The organism is Arthrobacter sp. ERGS1:01, from assembly GCF_001281315.1.
GTDB lineage: Bacteria > Actinomycetota > Actinomycetes > Actinomycetales > Micrococcaceae > Specibacter.
This window is the reverse complement of record NZ_CP012479.1, coordinates 3,969,300-3,984,506: the sequence shown is the minus strand read 5'-3', so window position 1 is coordinate 3,984,506 and position 15,207 is coordinate 3,969,300. Positions and strand designations below refer to the sequence as shown.

General features: G+C 63.4%; 12 protein-coding genes and 1 pseudogene. 5 read left to right on the top strand and 8 right to left on the bottom strand.

The genetic code is table 11. The features are described from left to right. Window positions 1–68 precede the first annotated feature (68 nt). The 3 genes from rsmG (at window position 69) to AL755_RS21890 (ending at window position 2,982) form a co-directional block, all read left to right on the top strand. Complete coding sequence (gene rsmG / locus AL755_RS21900) at window positions 69–707, top strand: 16S rRNA (guanine(527)-N(7))-methyltransferase RsmG (RefSeq protein ID WP_054012824.1); 639 nt, start codon at window positions 69–71, stop codon at window positions 705–707. A 74-nt stretch (window positions 708–781) separates the two neighbouring features. Further along, window positions 782–1,855 (top strand): ParA family protein, encoded by a 1,074-nt coding sequence (locus AL755_RS21895; protein WP_237762580.1) that lies wholly within the window; start codon window positions 782–784, stop codon window positions 1,853–1,855. A 98-nt stretch (window positions 1,856–1,953) separates the two neighbouring features. Continuing rightward, window positions 1,954–2,982: a ParB/RepB/Spo0J family partition protein gene (locus AL755_RS21890; RefSeq protein ID WP_054012822.1), complete on the top strand. Its 1,029-nt coding sequence runs from the start codon at window positions 1,954–1,956 to the stop codon at window positions 2,980–2,982. 459 nt (window positions 2,983–3,441) lie between these two features. Here AL755_RS21890 and AL755_RS22720 read toward each other — a convergent pair. From AL755_RS22720 to AL755_RS21875, 4 genes and pseudogenes are all read right to left on the bottom strand, one after another. Then, window positions 3,442–3,928: pseudogene (locus AL755_RS22720) on the bottom strand (leucine zipper domain-containing protein); the annotation flags it as partial. A 327-nt stretch (window positions 3,929–4,255) separates the two neighbouring features. Then, window positions 4,256–4,930: an alpha-ketoglutarate-dependent dioxygenase AlkB family protein gene (locus AL755_RS21885; RefSeq protein WP_054012821.1), complete on the bottom strand. Its 675-nt coding sequence runs from the start codon at window positions 4,928–4,930 to the stop codon at window positions 4,256–4,258. 237 nt (window positions 4,931–5,167) lie between these two features. Next, a complete protein-coding gene (locus AL755_RS22715) occupies window positions 5,168–5,593 on the bottom strand; it encodes an Ada metal-binding domain-containing protein (RefSeq protein WP_237762579.1) in 426 nt (141 codons plus the stop codon). Between the two features lie 129 nt (window positions 5,594–5,722). Further along, complete coding sequence (locus AL755_RS21875) at window positions 5,723–5,908, bottom strand: hypothetical protein (protein ID WP_054012819.1); 186 nt, start codon at window positions 5,906–5,908, stop codon at window positions 5,723–5,725. 338 nt (window positions 5,909–6,246) lie between these two features. On the opposite strand from AL755_RS21875, the gene AL755_RS21870 reads away from it, so the two are divergent. Together AL755_RS21870 and AL755_RS21865 are read left to right on the top strand one after the other, a co-directional pair. After that, a complete protein-coding gene (locus AL755_RS21870) occupies window positions 6,247–7,632 on the top strand; it encodes a 3' terminal RNA ribose 2'-O-methyltransferase Hen1 (protein ID WP_054012818.1) in 1,386 nt (461 codons plus the stop codon). Window positions 7,633–7,634: 2 nt separating this feature from the next. After that, window positions 7,635–10,172, top strand: coding sequence for a polynucleotide kinase-phosphatase (locus AL755_RS21865; RefSeq protein ID WP_054012817.1), 2,538 nt, complete (start codon window positions 7,635–7,637; stop codon window positions 10,170–10,172). A 228-nt stretch (window positions 10,173–10,400) separates the two neighbouring features. Here AL755_RS21865 and trxA read toward each other — a convergent pair whose 3' ends face one another. From trxA to murJ, 4 genes are all read right to left on the bottom strand, one after another. Further along, entirely contained in the window at window positions 10,401–10,727 is a 327-nt protein-coding gene (gene trxA / locus AL755_RS21860) for a thioredoxin (RefSeq protein ID WP_054012816.1), read from the bottom strand. Window positions 10,728–10,743: 16 nt separating this feature from the next. Further along, window positions 10,744–11,700 carry a thioredoxin-disulfide reductase gene (trxB, locus tag AL755_RS21855; RefSeq protein WP_054012815.1) on the bottom strand — a complete coding sequence of 319 codons (957 nt, stop codon included), beginning with the start codon at window positions 11,698–11,700 and terminating at the stop codon, window positions 10,744–10,746. A gap of 139 nt (window positions 11,701–11,839) precedes the next feature. Beyond that, window positions 11,840–13,294 (bottom strand): ABC transporter substrate-binding protein, encoded by a 1,455-nt coding sequence (locus tag AL755_RS21850; RefSeq protein ID WP_150117210.1) that lies wholly within the window; start codon window positions 13,292–13,294, stop codon window positions 11,840–11,842. Between the two features lie 158 nt (window positions 13,295–13,452). Continuing rightward, window positions 13,453–15,186, bottom strand: a complete 1,734-nt coding sequence (gene murJ / locus AL755_RS21845; RefSeq protein WP_237762578.1) for a murein biosynthesis integral membrane protein MurJ — start codon at window positions 15,184–15,186, stop codon at window positions 13,453–13,455. Between the last annotated feature and the right edge of the window lie 21 nt (window positions 15,187–15,207).

Sequence of the window (15,207 nt, the reverse complement as noted above, 5' to 3'; positions counted from 1 at the left end):
AAAATTGACGGTCCCGTTCACCTGCCCTTCGGCAAGTGGACGGGACCGCTCGCGAGGGGATACCTAAAGTGGTAGAGCTAACTGCCGAAGAGACCATTGCCGCAGAGCGGATCTTCGGCGACCGGCTGGAGCTGGCCAAGCGCTACGTTGAGCACCTGGCCACGTCCGGCATCGAACGTGGCTTGATCGGCCCGCGGGAAGTTCCCCGGCTGTGGAGCCGGCACGTGCTCAACTGTGCGGTTGTGGCCGAGCTGATCGACGACGGCGCGAAAGTCGCCGACGTGGGAAGCGGCGCCGGCCTGCCGGGCCTGTGCCTGGCGATCGCCCGCCCGGACCTGTACCTCACTCTGATCGAACCGCTTGAACGCAGGGTCATATGGCTCGAGGAAGTGGTCATGGACCTGGGCCTGCACAATGTGGAGATTGTCCGAGCACGGGCAGAGGCCGCGATCGGCAAGGTTGAATGCTCCGTGGTGACGGCACGCGCCGTTTCCGCCCTCAATACCCTGGCGCCGCTGACCATTCCGCTGCTTGGCGGGCAGGGCGAACTGCTGGCCATCAAGGGACGCAGTGCGGCCGAGGAAATCACCAAGGCGGCCAAGACCATCAAGAAGCTTGGCGGCGTCCAGACCGAGGTGCTGGTTGCCGGTGCCGACATTCTTGAAGAACCCACCACGGTGGTTCGCGTGAAGGTGGCTCGGCGCTGATCCGCCAGGCCCGGCATGAGAACCGATAGGCTAGTGAGTGGCAAATACGGCCAGATGAAAGTGAGTGTGTCAGCGTGACCAGTAGCGAAGCAGCTTCGCAACGGATCCCTCCGTTCATGTCGTTGGGGTCGGCACGATCTGATGCAAACGGCGCGATCGGAACCCAGTTCGGCGCCCGACTTATAAATCAACCTAAAACGGTTGATTCATCAAACGAGCGTCATGTTTCACGTGAAACAACAGCAAGTGATGTCTCCGCTTTTGGCAACGACTTTGACGAGAGTAGTCCCATTGCCAGCCAGCTGGTCAGTGAGACCAAGCGCCGCGAGCGACTGTTGGGCCGCAAGTTGCCGCGCCCCAGCCACACGCGGATCCTGACTGTTGCCAACCAAAAGGGTGGCGTTGGCAAGACCACCACCACGGTCAACATTGCCGCCGCCCTCGCGTCGGCGGGGCTTCAGGTTCTGGTCATCGACATCGACCCCCAAGGCAACGCGTCCACGGCACTGGGTGTTCCCCATCATGCGGAAATCGACAGCATCTACGATGTGTTGATCAACGACTTCGCCATGTCCGATGTGGTGCAACAGTGCCCCGACATCGACAATCTGTATTGCGCGCCGGCCACCATCCACCTTGCCGGCGCCGAAATTGAGCTGGTTTCCCTGGTGGCGCGTGAACAGCGCCTGCGCCGCGCCATCGACGGATACGTCAAGTATCGCGAAGCCAACGGTGAAGAGCGCCTGGACTTCATCTTTATTGACTGCCCGCCGAGCCTGGGATTGCTGACCGTCAACGCGTTCTGCGCCGCCAATGAGGTCATGATCCCAATTCAGTGCGAATACTATGCACTTGAGGGACTCAGCCAGTTGTTGAAAAACATTGAGATGATCCAAAAACACCTGAATTCCGATCTGGTGGTCTCCACGATCCTGTTGACCATGTATGACGGCAGGACCAACCTGGCCGCCCATGTGGCCGCGGATGTGCGCGAACACTTCCCCAAGCAGGTCCTGCAGGCCCTCATTCCGCGTTCGGTGCGTATTTCCGAGGCGCCCAGCTACCAGCAGACCGTCATGACGTACGATCCGTCGTCCACCGGCGCGTTGTCCTACTTGGAAGCCGCCGCAGAACTGGCTGAACGCTAGACTTCATACATGGAACGCGTTCGCGTGTTCGACAATTTTACGTAGGCAAAATATCCGGCCCGGCAGTACCAAGGGCTCGTTCAATGGAGGACATTTCAATGACCGATAAGCGTAGAGGCCTTGGTCGCGGCTTGGGTGCCTTGATTCCCAGCTCGGCGTCCGACGACTCCGGTGCATCCTCGCAGCCGACGCGCCCGGTGGATTTGTTCTTCCCCGAGCCCAAGAGCCGGAAGCCCGCAGTTTCACGTGAAACAAAGAAGCCGGTTGTGGATTCGGAGCCGGCTCCTGTTTCCGGACCGGAGCTGGTGGAAGTACCCGGCGCCCGGTTCATGGAATTGCCCGTGGGGGACATTCACCCCAACCGCAAGCAGCCGCGTACCATTTTCGATGAAGACGATATGGCCGAATTGGTCCATTCCGTCCGGGAAATCGGTGTCCTGCAGCCAATCGTGGTGCGCAAGTCCTCCGAAAAGAGCGACCAACCGTACGAATTGGTTATGGGTGAGCGCCGCTGGCGCGCCTCCCAGGCGGCGGGTCTTCAGACAATTCCGGTTATTGTCCGAGAAACCACCGATGACAACTTGTTGCGCGACGCGTTGCTGGAGAACCTGCATCGCAGCCAGCTGAATCCGTTGGAAGAGGCTGCCGCGTACCAGCAGTTGCTGGAAGACTTTGGCACCACCCACGAGCAGCTTGCCGACAAGATCGGGCGTTCCCGACCGCAGGTCTCCAACACCCTGCGCCTGCTCAAACTGCCGCCCGTCGTTCAACGCCGTGTCGCGGCAGGGGTGCTCTCGGCAGGCCACGCCCGTGCCCTGTTGGCCCTTCCCGATGTGGACTCCATGGAGCGCTTGGCCCAGAAGATCGTCGCCGAGGGCATGTCCGTTCGTGCGACGGAGGAGGCCGTGCAGTTGTACCAGGCTCCCGATGCGGCAAAGCGGGTTGCGCCGGCGAAGCCCAGCCCTCGGCATGAGCGTCTTGATTTTCTTGCCAGTTCGCTGTCGGACCGTTTGGACACGAACGTGAAGATCTCATTGGGAGCCCGTAAGGGCAAGGTCAGCATTGAGTTCGCCTCGGTGGAGGACCTGAACCGAATTATGGATGTCCTGTCCCCGGACACAAACTAAGACGTCGCACCTAGGGGGTGTCGTTGTTTCACGTGAAACAACGACACCCCCTTTTTGTCAATGTCCGGGTTCTCCTGGAATGATCCTAAGACATCAAAAGATGTTGCCAATTTCCTGGGATTCACCGCTAACGGGGCAAGATTCGGCACGTATTGAACGGGTCATTGAATGCAGCATCAATAAGCGGAGCGATGCATCGAAGCGAACCGTGCGTCATGTTTCACGTGAAACGGTCGCGCACCGCCGACGAAACATGAGGATGTGGATAACGGTGGGACCGTCACAGTCTGGGCGTGGTCGGCGAACTCGATGTTTCCCCTGAACTCTTCGCGTTCCAGTTACATCGCCAAGTGAGATCTATCGGCACACTAAATTCGGTGCGTGTGTTTCACGTGAAACAAGCATCGGCGCATGAACTCGGGACCGGACTGGTCTGGCTCTGTTAGGTGTACGTGGCCATGAGATTGGTGGCACTCGGGCGATGGGTGTCGTTCCGATGACGGCGTGGATGCGTTCATTGTTGTAGTGGGGTGAGCCAGGGGTCAGGGTCATGGGCGCGTTCGGTACTGCTGGCGTCCGGGCACCGGTCGGACCCATTCGGTGGCCAGGGAGCGATATTGCCGTTGGCCCAGGGACAGTATGGTTTGATGAATTTCTGTACCGCCCCGAGTTCGGCGATGGCGGCCTTGAATACTGTTGCATTCCGGTGGGCGAAGGCGCCGTCGCTGATGACTCGTTCCAGGGTGGGGCTGGCGTGTGGGCGGCTGGAGCGATCGCATAGCCCGGTGGCGCCTTTTGCAATGTAGCGGTGGGCCCGGCGGGACGCCGTCTGGCGCGAGATCCCGAGTTCCCTGGTGACATGAGCGACAGGACGGCCGCCTCCGGACGGCTGCCGCACCAACAAAGCTCCTCCAAGAATCGTGAGCCTGGCATTTGCGTGAGTCAGAAGGAATCTCCGGACCGTGAAGGCTTAGGCAGTTCCATTAACCCCCGGGGTCCTTCCAATTAACAAGACCGCCGAGTCGCCAACCTCACGGCCCGGTGCGGCTGGGAGCCCTGCACGGCCTCTGAGCGCCCTGATCGCCTCGATAACGGCTTGGAGAGTGCCAGGGCCGTCCCGAGGTGCCACAGGGCGCTCCTGGGGCTTCCAGGGGCGCGGGCGCGTGTGACGGAGGAATGTGATGTTGGGCCGATCGCCGGGAGATCCGGGCGGTTTCGGTCTGCGCCTACTGGACGGTAGCTCCGCCGTCGCCGGCGATAGGTCCGGCCGTACTCATTGATCGTTCAATCCGGTGACGCGCATGGTGATGTTGATACGTCCGGCATTCAGCCCACAGTCGGCGGGTGCCGTGCCCGGGTGGATGCGGGTAATGCCGTGGTAGGCCAGGCGTGAGGCACCGCCGAAGACGAACAGGTCTCCGGAGGCCAGGGTGATATCTTCGTAGGGCTTCGACCTGTTTGTTGTGTTTCCAAAGCGGAACGTGGAGGTGTCGCCGATAGACAGGGACACCACGGGGGCATTGGAGAGCTCATCCTTGTCCTGATGCATTCCCATGCGAGCAGTCGCGTCGTAGTAGTTCAACAGGGCCGTGTCGGGGGTGTAGTCATCGCCGGCATTAGGGTCGCCGGATGCCTCGACGATGGCCTTCCTGCCGAGCCGGACCATCCAGTCGGGGAAGTCGAGCACGCGGTTGCCGTTTACGTCAACGGCGTTTCGCGTGTATTGGTAAGGGTGCCAGTGCCAGCCGAGACAGACCGTCTTCACGGACATTTCGTGGCCGCCGACCCTTGCCGAGCGGATGGGCACCGGCCCGTTGGCCCATTCCTTGAACCGGGCGACGATCCACTGTTGTTGTTCCAGAGTCAGCCAGTTTGGAACATGCACGGCCCCGGGCGCCAACTCGCGGCGGGGCCGGGCGATGAAGTCGTCGCCGAACAGGTAGTTCATGTGGGTATTCCTTCGAATATGAACGCATCGTCGCGGATGCGCCAGATCTTGTTGAATTCAAACGGTCCCGCCAGTCCGTCAAGGACGCCGCCGACTCGGGCCAGTCTACGACGCCCACCCAACACGCCTCCAGCGCTTGCGGACCCGGGCCCGATGGTGACGGTAGTTGCTCCCCATTGGTGGGCAAGGACAACGAGCATGTCTATCACTGCCGGAGACGTCGGCGGGGCGACGGCGTTATCCAATCCGGCAGGAGGAATTATCAGCTCGTCGATCCGGGGGGAGTGCACAATAGATGCCTCCTTCACGTCGTTCATGCTTCCAGATGAGGTACTTCTCGCGCAGGCAGACTCCACAAGGCCGGTAACCGGCAGCGATTGCCGTGGACTCATCAGCAAAGAACACCCGGCTCTTCACATAGCTGCCGAGGGCAATCGCCCTGGTCGCGGCGGGGCACTCCATCAGCCCGTAGATTTTGTTGCCGCGGTGGCCACCCCAAAGCCCCTTGGCCGGGGACGGATAGGGGCGGCCGTCGGTGCCGATCAGCTCATACTGTTTCATCGTCACTCCACGTAGTGGTGAAGTTTGGTCCCACCATTCGTGGGAATCAACGGGCCCGCGCCGCTGGTCCGCCGGTGCTTGCCGCAGTGCCATTGCGGTCATCGCTCTCTCCATACCAGGTAGACGCGTCCAGTCCTGGAAACGTGAGGTGTTCCGCCGGAGACAAGCTAAGGCTTCCAAACCAAGGATGCCGAGGCCGGATCCCTGCCGACCTCACATCTCTGCTGGAATTCACGTCTTCAAGGCATCACCAGGCGCATGGGCGCCGATGACATTCACCCATTGATGGAAGGACACCACCATGTCACTCGAAGGAAACAGGGCCAAGGTCGCCCGCCGGCTCGCTGGACTGTGTGGCGCAGCGAGTTCCATCCGAACGTCGTCGACGATCTCGCCGCGTTCGATCTGCGGCTCCACTACTCCCGCCACAATCCGCCCTTTGGGCCGTGAGTAGTCAGTGATCTCGGCAGGCGTTTTTCGCGAGGCATTCGACGGATCTGATCCTCGCCGCCTGTCTGTTCGCTGACGGAGACTGAGCCGTCGATCTGAGTTGAGAGAGAGACGCGATGGCCCTCAAAGCAGATAGCGGGGAGTCGAGCCCGGAACAGGTGGATTGCCCGGAATGCGGCAGCGTTGCGTCCCGGACCTGAGGACGGGGTCCCCGGCTGCAGTGGTTGTTTCACGTGAAACGAGACCGTGCCAACGCCGCGCGGTAGAGTGGCGGAAACGTTGACTGATATTGACCGGGGGATACCTTGCTCGTCACCATCACCTATACGGGTCCTGCCGCTACCGATCTTGGATATCTCCTCCACAAGCATCCCGGCAAGGTCCAGGCATTCGACACGAGCGTGGGCACTGCCCATGTCTTTTATCCCGAGAAGGAAGCAGCCCGCTGCACGGTCGCCATGCTCCTGGAGATCGACGCGTTGGCACTTGCAAGGAACAAGCATCTGCGGGGAGGCTCCGGCGCTGATTCCCTGGACAACTATGTCAACGACCGGCCCTACGCATCATCCTCCATGACCGCCGTGGCGCTCGGGCAATTGTTTAGGACGGCAATGACCGGCCGCTGCGACTCCCGCCCGGAACTGGCTGCCTCCGCCATACCGCTGGAGATCGCCCTGACAGCGGTTCCGGTCAAGGGCGGGTCCGGGCTGGCGCAGCGCCTCTTTGAGCCTCTTGGCTGGAACGTGGCGGAGGAGTCCATACCGTTGGATCCCCAGGATCCCGGCTGGGGTGCGTCGGACTACGTCAACCTGCAGCTTCGCGGAACGGTCCGGCTCGCCGCCGCCCTGAGGCAGATCTACGTCCTACTCCCGGTCATGGACGACTCCAAACACTATTGGGTGGGCGACGACGAGGTGGCGAAGCTGCTCCGTGCGGGGGAGGGATGGCTGAACGACCATCCCGAACGGGAACTGATCACCCGCCGCTACCTGGCCCACCAGCGGGACATGGTGGACGCCGCCACCGAAGCCTTCCCGGTTAACCATGATGCCGCAGTGCCGAGCGACGGGGACGCCGAAGCTCCAATCGTTCCGCTGCACCGACTCCGGGCCGACGCCGTCATGGCGGCACTGAAGGAGGTGGGCGCGCACAGCGTTGCGGACCTGGGCTGCGGGGAAGGTGCGCTGATCAAACGGCTCCTGGGTGATTCCGCCTTTGAGGAAATCATCGGCACCGACGTTTCCGCCAGGGCCCTGGCGAACGCGGCACAGCGGCTGCGGCTCGACGAGGTCTCCGAGCGCCACCGCGACAGGGTGCGGCTGCTCCATTCCTCCGTCACCTACCTCGACGACAGGCTGCGTGGGTTGGACGCCGCCGTCCTCATGGAGGTCGTGGAGCACCTTGATCCGGAACGGCTGCCGGCTTTGGAGCAAAGCGTCTTTGGATACTCGCGCCCACAGACGGTGGTGGTCACGACACCCAACGTCGAATACAACGTGCTCTACCCGCGGCTTGGCGCGGGGCAGCGGCGCCACCCGGATCACAGATTTGAGTGGACCCGGCATGAGTTCCAGGCATGGGCGTCCTCGGTCGGTGCCACCCACGGCTACGACGTGGACTTCCGCACGGTGGGCGACGTCGATCCCGAGGCGGGTTCACCCACTCAACTTGCGCTCTTTAGGAGGGGCTGACGATGGCTGAATTGGGAATTCCGCAACTGTGCCTGCTGGTGCTGGTGGGTGCCAGCGGGGCCGGCAAGTCCACGTTCGCCCGCCAGCACTTCCACCCCTTCGAAGTGCTCTCAAGCGACTTCTTCCGCGGGCTTGTCTCCAATGATGAGAACGACCAGGGCGCCACGAAGGCCGCCTTTGAGTCCCTCATGTTTGTGGCAGGAAAGAGGCTCGACGCCGGCCTGTTGACGGTGGTCGACGCAACCAGCGTGCAAGCGGAGTCCCGGCGTGAATTGATTCGACTGGCCCGTGACCATGACGTGCTGCCCGTGGCCGTGGTGCTGGACCTGCCCATGGCGACAAGCATTGAGCGGGACGCGCAGCGCAGTGACCGGCAGGTGGGCGCCCGGGTGATCCGGCGCCAGGCGGACCAATTGCGCCGCTCCCTGAAGAGCCTGGGCAGGGAAGGTTTCCGGAAGGTCCACGTCCTGCACAACGAGGCCGAGGTTGCCGCCGCCTCCTTCAAGCGCGAGCCACTGCTCAATGACTTCCGCCAGGACGTGGGGCCCTTCGACGTGATCGGCGACGTCCACGGATGCCTGGCCGAACTGGAAGCAATACTGGCCAAGCTGGGGTACCGGATCGACCGGGATGCCGATGGCAGGGCCACCGACGCCGCGCATCCGGAGGGGCGCAAGGCGATATTTGTCGGTGACCTGGTGGACCGCGGACCCGACAGTCCCGGCGTCCTGCGGCTCGTCATGGGGATGGTGCGCAACGGCCACGCCCGTTCGGTGCCGGGCAATCACGAGGACAAACTGGTGCGGGCGCTGCGCGGCAAGAAGGTGCAGACCGGCCACGGCCTGGCCGAAACGCTCGCCCAACTGGCCTCGGAACCGGCGGACTTCCGTGCAGAGGTGCTGGGCTTCTGCGAGGGCCTCGTCTCCCATCTGGTGCTCGACGGCGGCAAATTGGTGGTGGCCCACGCCGGACTCCTCGAAAGCTACCACGGGCGCGCATCGGCCCGGGTGCGTGCCTTCGCCCTGTATGGCGATACAACAGGGGAGACGGACGTTTACGGACTTCCTGTTCGCTACCCGTGGGCCGAGGACTACCGGGGTGCAGCAACCGTGCTCTACGGCCACACGCCGACAGTTGACGCGGAGTGGGTCAACGGGACCATGTGCCTGGACACGGGCTGCGTCTTCGGCGGCAAGCTCACAGCCCTGCGCTACCCGGAAAAGGAGGTCGTCACCGTCCCGGCGGAGCGAATCTGGTGCGAGCCGGTCAAGCCCTTGGCACCGGCGCCCGGCGCGGAACCGGAACGCGCGGCCGACATGCTGCGGATCGATGACGTGCTGGGCCGTCAGGTCATCGAAACGGGCACACATGGAAGGATCGGTATCCGGGAACAGTACGCCGCCGGCGCCCTCGAGGTGATGAGCCGCTGGGCGATTGATCCGCGCTGGCTGCCATACCTTCCACCCACCATGACGCCGGCCCCGGCCTCGGAAGTGGACGGCTACCTGGAACACCCGGGCGAAGCCTTTGCCGTCTACCGCAAGGACGGGGTGGAGCAGGTGGTCTGCGAGGAGAAGCACATGGGCTCGCGGGTCGTGGTGCTCCTGAGCCGGAATGCCGCGAGGTTCGCGGCTCCGGATGGCTGGCGCGGCACGGTGTACACGCGCACGGGCCGGCCGTTCTTTCAACCAGAGACCACGGATATTTTCCTCGCACGGCTTGACGATGCGATGGAACGGGCGGGGCTATGGGCCGAGCTCGACACCGACTGGATCCTCCTCGACGCCGAACTCCTGCCTTGGTCACTCAAGGCGGGCGAGATGATCCGCAACCACTATGCCGCCGTCGGCGCCGCAGCCACGACGGCACTGGGACGGGCCGTCACTGCACTGGAACAGGCTGCCGACGGCGGTGCCGATGTTGCCGAATTGCTGGCCCGGACCGTGGCGAGGGAGCAGAACGCGGCCGACTATGTGGCCGCGTACAGGCGCTACAGTGCTCCGGCAGAGGGGTTGGAGGGCGTGCAAGTGGCCCCTTTCCAGGTTCTGGCGACGGAGGGCAGGAGCTACTCACGCACCGGCCACGACTGGCACCTGGGCATCACCGAACGGTTGGCGGCCGCCGATCCCGAACTTATCCGGCCCACGCAGTCGATGGTTGTGGACGTCCGGGACCAGGCATCCACCGATGCCGGAACGTTGTGGTGGACGAAGCTGACCGAAAGCGGAGGGGAGGGCATGGTGGTCAAACCGCTGGCCAATCTGTCGCGTGGCACCAAGGGCATGGTCCAACCGGGCATCAAGGTGCGGGGGCGGGAGTATCTGCGCATCATCTATGGCCCGGACTATACCGAGCCGCACAATCTTGGGCGATTGCGAAATCGCAATGAGGCCCACAAACGGTCGATGGCATCGAGGGAGTACGCGCTTGGCTTGGAAGCAGTGGAACGCCTGGTGGGTGGCGAACCCTTGTGGCGGATCCATCAGGCGGTGTTTGCCGTCCTCGCCATGGAGTCCGAGGCCGTGGACCCCCGGCTGTAATTCCGAATTGTCGATGCGGTGGGCAATGGCCGCGAAAGACGAACGCCGTCACTGTTTCACGTGAAACGCTGCGGTTTCGAGAAATGGGGTCCGGGGAAGCCAAAAATCGACGGATCCGGCCAGAATACAGATCATACTTTTGACGCTTAGGATCAATCTGGGAGAAGCGCTTTAACCACGTGTGGACCGGACATCAGTCCGGTCCACACGTGGTTAAGGCAAAGCCGCTTACTGCAGGTAGTCGGCGAATTCCTTTTCAAGGTACTGCTTGGGACGGGCGCCGATCACGGTGCTCTTCACCTCGCCACCCTGGAACAGGTAGACGGCCGGAATCGAGGTGATTCCGTACTTGGCGGAGATGGCCGGGTTGGCATCAACGTCGACCTTGACGACCTGGACCTTGTCGGCGTACTCCACCGACATTTCGTCGAGGATGGGGCCGATCTTCCGGCAGGGGCCGCACCATTCGGCCCAGAAGTCCACGATGACCGGCTTGTCGGAATTCAGGACGTCTTCGGCGAAGCTTGCGTCGGTAGCGCTCTTTGCATTGCTCATGTCATTCTGCTTTCTCTTAGGAATCAAGCTCGGCGAGGAAATGTTCCACGTCCAGGGCTGCCACACAGCCGGAGCCGGAGGCCGTGATGGCCTGGCGGTAGGTGGGGTCGACGACGTCGCCGGCCGCGAAGACGCCGGGGAGGCTGGTCTTGGAGGAGCGGCCCTCGACGGCAATGGTCCCGGCGTCGGTGAGGTTCAGGACGTCCTTGACCAGGTCAACGCGGGGATCGTTGCCTATGGCAACGAATACGCCGGTGACGGGGAGATCGCTCTTCTCGCCGGTGACCAGGTTGTTGAGGCGGACGTTGTTGACCTTGTCCTCGCCGTCAATGCCCACCACCTCGGAGTTCCAAACGAACTTGATCTTCGGGTGGTTCAGGGCGCGATCGGCCATGATCTTGGAGGCCCGCAGCGTCTCGCGACGGTGCACCACGGTTACGGACTCGGCAAACTTCGTCAGGAAGATGGCCTCCTCCATGGCGGAGTCGCCGCCGCCAATGACGGCGATGTTGTGGCCCTTGAAGAAGAAGCCGTCGCACGTGGCACAGGAGCTGACGCCGTGGCCCACCAGGCGCTTCTCGCCCTCCACGCCCAGCTCACGGTAAGCGGAGCCGGTGGAGAGGATGATTGCGCGCGCCTTGAACTCGCGGCCGTCGGCCAGGGTCACGGTCTTCACCGCACCATCAAGCGCAACGGAGGTGACGTCGTCGTACATGACCTCGGTGCCGAAGCGCTCTGCCTGCTTGCCGAAGTTTTCCATCAGGTCCGGGCCCATGATGCCGTCGGGGAAACCGGGGAAGTTCTCAACGTCGGTCGTGTTCATCAGCTCGCCACCGGCAGTGACGGAACCGGCGATCATCAACGGTTTGAGATCGGCCCGCGCGGTGTAGATGGCAGCCGTGTAGCCGGCCGGGCCGGAGCCTACGATGATGACGTCGCGGATATCACCGGCGGGGGTCGCTTGCGTGGTCACGGGTGCGTGTTCCTCTTCCTTCGGGGGTGCAGCCGCGACTGGCGCGGATGCTGCGGGGCATTTGACTTACACAACTAAAACGGGTGAAAAAATATTCCGCGGGGAGCGCCCCCGCACACGGCGAGGGCGCTCCACACGGCTACTTGACGTCGATCTCGGCAATTTTCAACCCGTACGGGTATGCCTGGAACGGTTGCAGCTTGGGCAGCTGGGTGAAGTTGATGATGACGTATTTGGCCTTCACGCCGTCGGCCGCCTTCAGGGTGAAGTCCGGCGAACTGAACGATCCGCTGCCGATCTTGACCGCGCCATCAAGGGACGGCTTGCTGTTGGTGAGGATGTTGAACTGTCCGCCCGAGCCGCCGATCTGGTTGATCGTCACGGAACTGATGTTGGACACCGCTTTCAGTTCCACGGCCAGGTCGATGCTGTCCGTGACGCCGGCGAAGGTGTCGTTGGAGAACTCCACCGTGGGCCAGTAGGTGCCCTTGTTGTTGTCGAAGGCGTTCTTCAGGCGCGGGATGAACATTTCGTTGTAGTGTTCGGCGCCGGGCGCGTAGACGGTGATGTCGGAGATGGCCTGGATGGAAGGGGGCACCACGACGGCGACGGGGGGCTTCACGGCGGTGGTTTGGGCACCGGTGGCCGGCGCCGAGACTGCCGGGGTGTTCTTCCCGGTCTCCGCGACGTTGCCGCCGTTGACCAGGCTGCCAATGTGGGTGATGGCAAAGATCAGTGCCGCCGCCACGAGGGCCGTGACAATGACGCCGGTAAGCCAGCGTCCGCCGGTGCGGGGCGCGTTGTCGTCCTCGTCCTCATCCTGCTCCGGTTCCGCCGCGTAATCCTCGTAGTCGTCGCTGGCCGCTCGGGCCTCGGCCGGGAACGTGCCGGCCTTGCGGGCCTGGCCGACGGTTGCCTCATGGTCGTCGTTGATGAAGCCGTAGTCCTCGTCGTCCCACAGGGTCACCTTGGGTTCGGCGGCCGGCTCGGGAGCACGGGGCGTTGCTGCTGCGGGCGGCACCACCACGGGCGGCACCACCACGGGGGGTACGACGGCGGCCGGCACGGCCGCCGTGGGGGTCGCGGGCCGGGGGGCCTGCTGCCGGGCGGGAGGTTGCTGCGGGGTGCGCCGGACCGCCGGCGTCGGCGCGGCAGGGGTCAGCGGAGAGTCGTCCTCGTAGACGTACGCGCTGATGGACGGTGCCACGTCGCGGGCCGAGCCGAAGATCTCCGTGCCCAGCGTGTCGGTGAAGAACGGTTCACGGTAGACGGGTTCCTCAACCGCTTCCGTGGGGACCACCAGGTCCAGCAGGTCCGCGGGGGTGGTGCGTGCGGCAATGAGGTAGGTGGCGCCGTCGGCCGCACCGAGGTCAAGGATGGAAACACCCGACACCCGTTCGCCGGTGGCCACCTCGCGGGCGCTTTGGGTCAGGTTCGCAGAATTCGCCACCGCCGACACCAGGATACTGACAGGCCGGTTCAAAACCTGGTCCAGGCCGTCCAAAATGACGTCGCCCTCGGCGGAGGCCAGAATGCGGCCGGTCACCTTGTAACGGCCGCCAAGGATGGAGCCCACATCAATGGGTTGTGGCACCGAATCCTCCTCATGATTTGCTGCTGCGCGCAGCGCAGACGCGGCGGCCCGGCACGGGAATGGTGTGCTGGGCCGTAATTTTACTGATTCTATCGGACGGGGCAGTGATTCCGCCGGTTAACGCCCACGGGCACCCATCCAATCCGCTCCGCGCCGCGTCAGCGAGCGATGCGGGACCGGACTTTGCCCAGTAGCGGTTCCAGGACGTCGTCCAGTTCGCGGACCCGCAAAAGCTTCAGCATGATCCCGTAGACCAACGCCATGAACGTTCCCACCACGGCAAGCGTCACCAGGGACGCCGAGATGGAGGTCCACAGGAAACCGCCGGCGGAGGATCCGCCAAACAGCCGCAGCGCAAGGACGCCAGCCACCCCGGCCACGAGTGCCGCGAACAGGAAACGCATATAGGCCCGCAGGATCAGTCCGCCGCCGTAGTTCCCCAGCCGCTTGCGCAGATAGAAGTTGCTCAGCACCGGGCCCAGGAAGTTGTTGACCGTATATGTGCACGCCAGGCCGTAGATGATCAACGGGGCCGGCAGCTGGGCCGCAATCAGGACCATGATGACGCTGGTGACCACCACGATGCACTGGATGATGAACGGCGTCCTGGCATCCTCCAGGGCGTAGAACACCCGGTTGAGGATGAAGTACACGCTGAAGAACGGGGCGCCGATGGCCAGGATGGCCAGGATGATGGCGATCTGGCGGCCCGAGAATTCCCTGTTGCCGCCAAAGAGCATGCCCAACGGGCCCGCCAGCACGATCAAGGCCATGGCTGCAAACACGGTGGCCACGCCCGTGGTGCGCAGCGCGGCGGAAAGCGAGCTGCGCAGGCCCGAGAAGTCCCGGCCCGCGGCGGCGCGCGCCATGGCCGTGAACATCACCGTGGCGATGGACAGCGCAATGATGGAGTGCGGCATGATGTACAGCTCGGTGGCCCGGTTGAACTCGTAAACGCCGGGAATGGCCGAGCCCACGTCGGGGGCGCCGTCGGGCTTGCTGCCCGTTGGAATCGTGGCGATGCGCAAAATGACCAGGTAGCTGAGCTGGCCGATGATCATGGTGCCCATGGTCCAGCCGGCAACCCTGGCCGTGGCGCCGAGCCCCGTGCCCCGCCAGCCGAACTTGGGCCGCAATCGCAGTCCCAGCCGCTTGACCGGGATGATCAGGATCAGGGACTGGACGGCGATGCCCAAGGTGGCCGTTCCGGCCAGCATCACGGTCTGCCCGGCCGTCCAGTTGTCCACGGTGTGCTGGTGCCTGGCCGAGCTGCCCGCCACGGCGATGAACACCAGCAGCCCGGAGATTGCCACCACGTTGTTCAGCACGGGGGCCCAGGCATAGGCCCTGAACGAGTTGTGGGCGTTGAGGATCTGGCCCAAAAGCGTGTACAGGCCATAGAAGAAGATCTGCGGCAGCAGGAACAGCCCAAACGTCACGGCCAGTTCAAGCTGTTTGCCGCTGAACGACGTCGAGGCGCCCACAATGGGCACCACCAGGACCATGACAACGGCCGTCAGGGCGAGCAAACCCGAGATGCCCAGGGTGAGCAGCCGGGAGATGAAGTCGGAGCCGTTGTCCGGCTGCCTGCTCGCCTTGACGATCTGCGGGATCAGCACGGCGTTGAACACACCGCCGGCCACCAGCAGGAAGATGATGTTGGGCAGGTTGTTGGAACCCTCGAACACGTCGCTCACGGTGGTGCCGGCGATCGCAATACCCAACACGACGCCCTTGACCAGGCCCAGGATGCGTGAGATCAGGGTGCCAACCGCCATCGACGCGCTGGAGCGGGCTCCCTGCAACTTTGCCGGTGCCGGGGTTGCACCCTGCCGCCTGATCCCGGCAGGGAGGCTCGACGGCGGGATGGTGGGTTTGGCGGGGATTCTCACCCTTGATTCATTAGACATCGT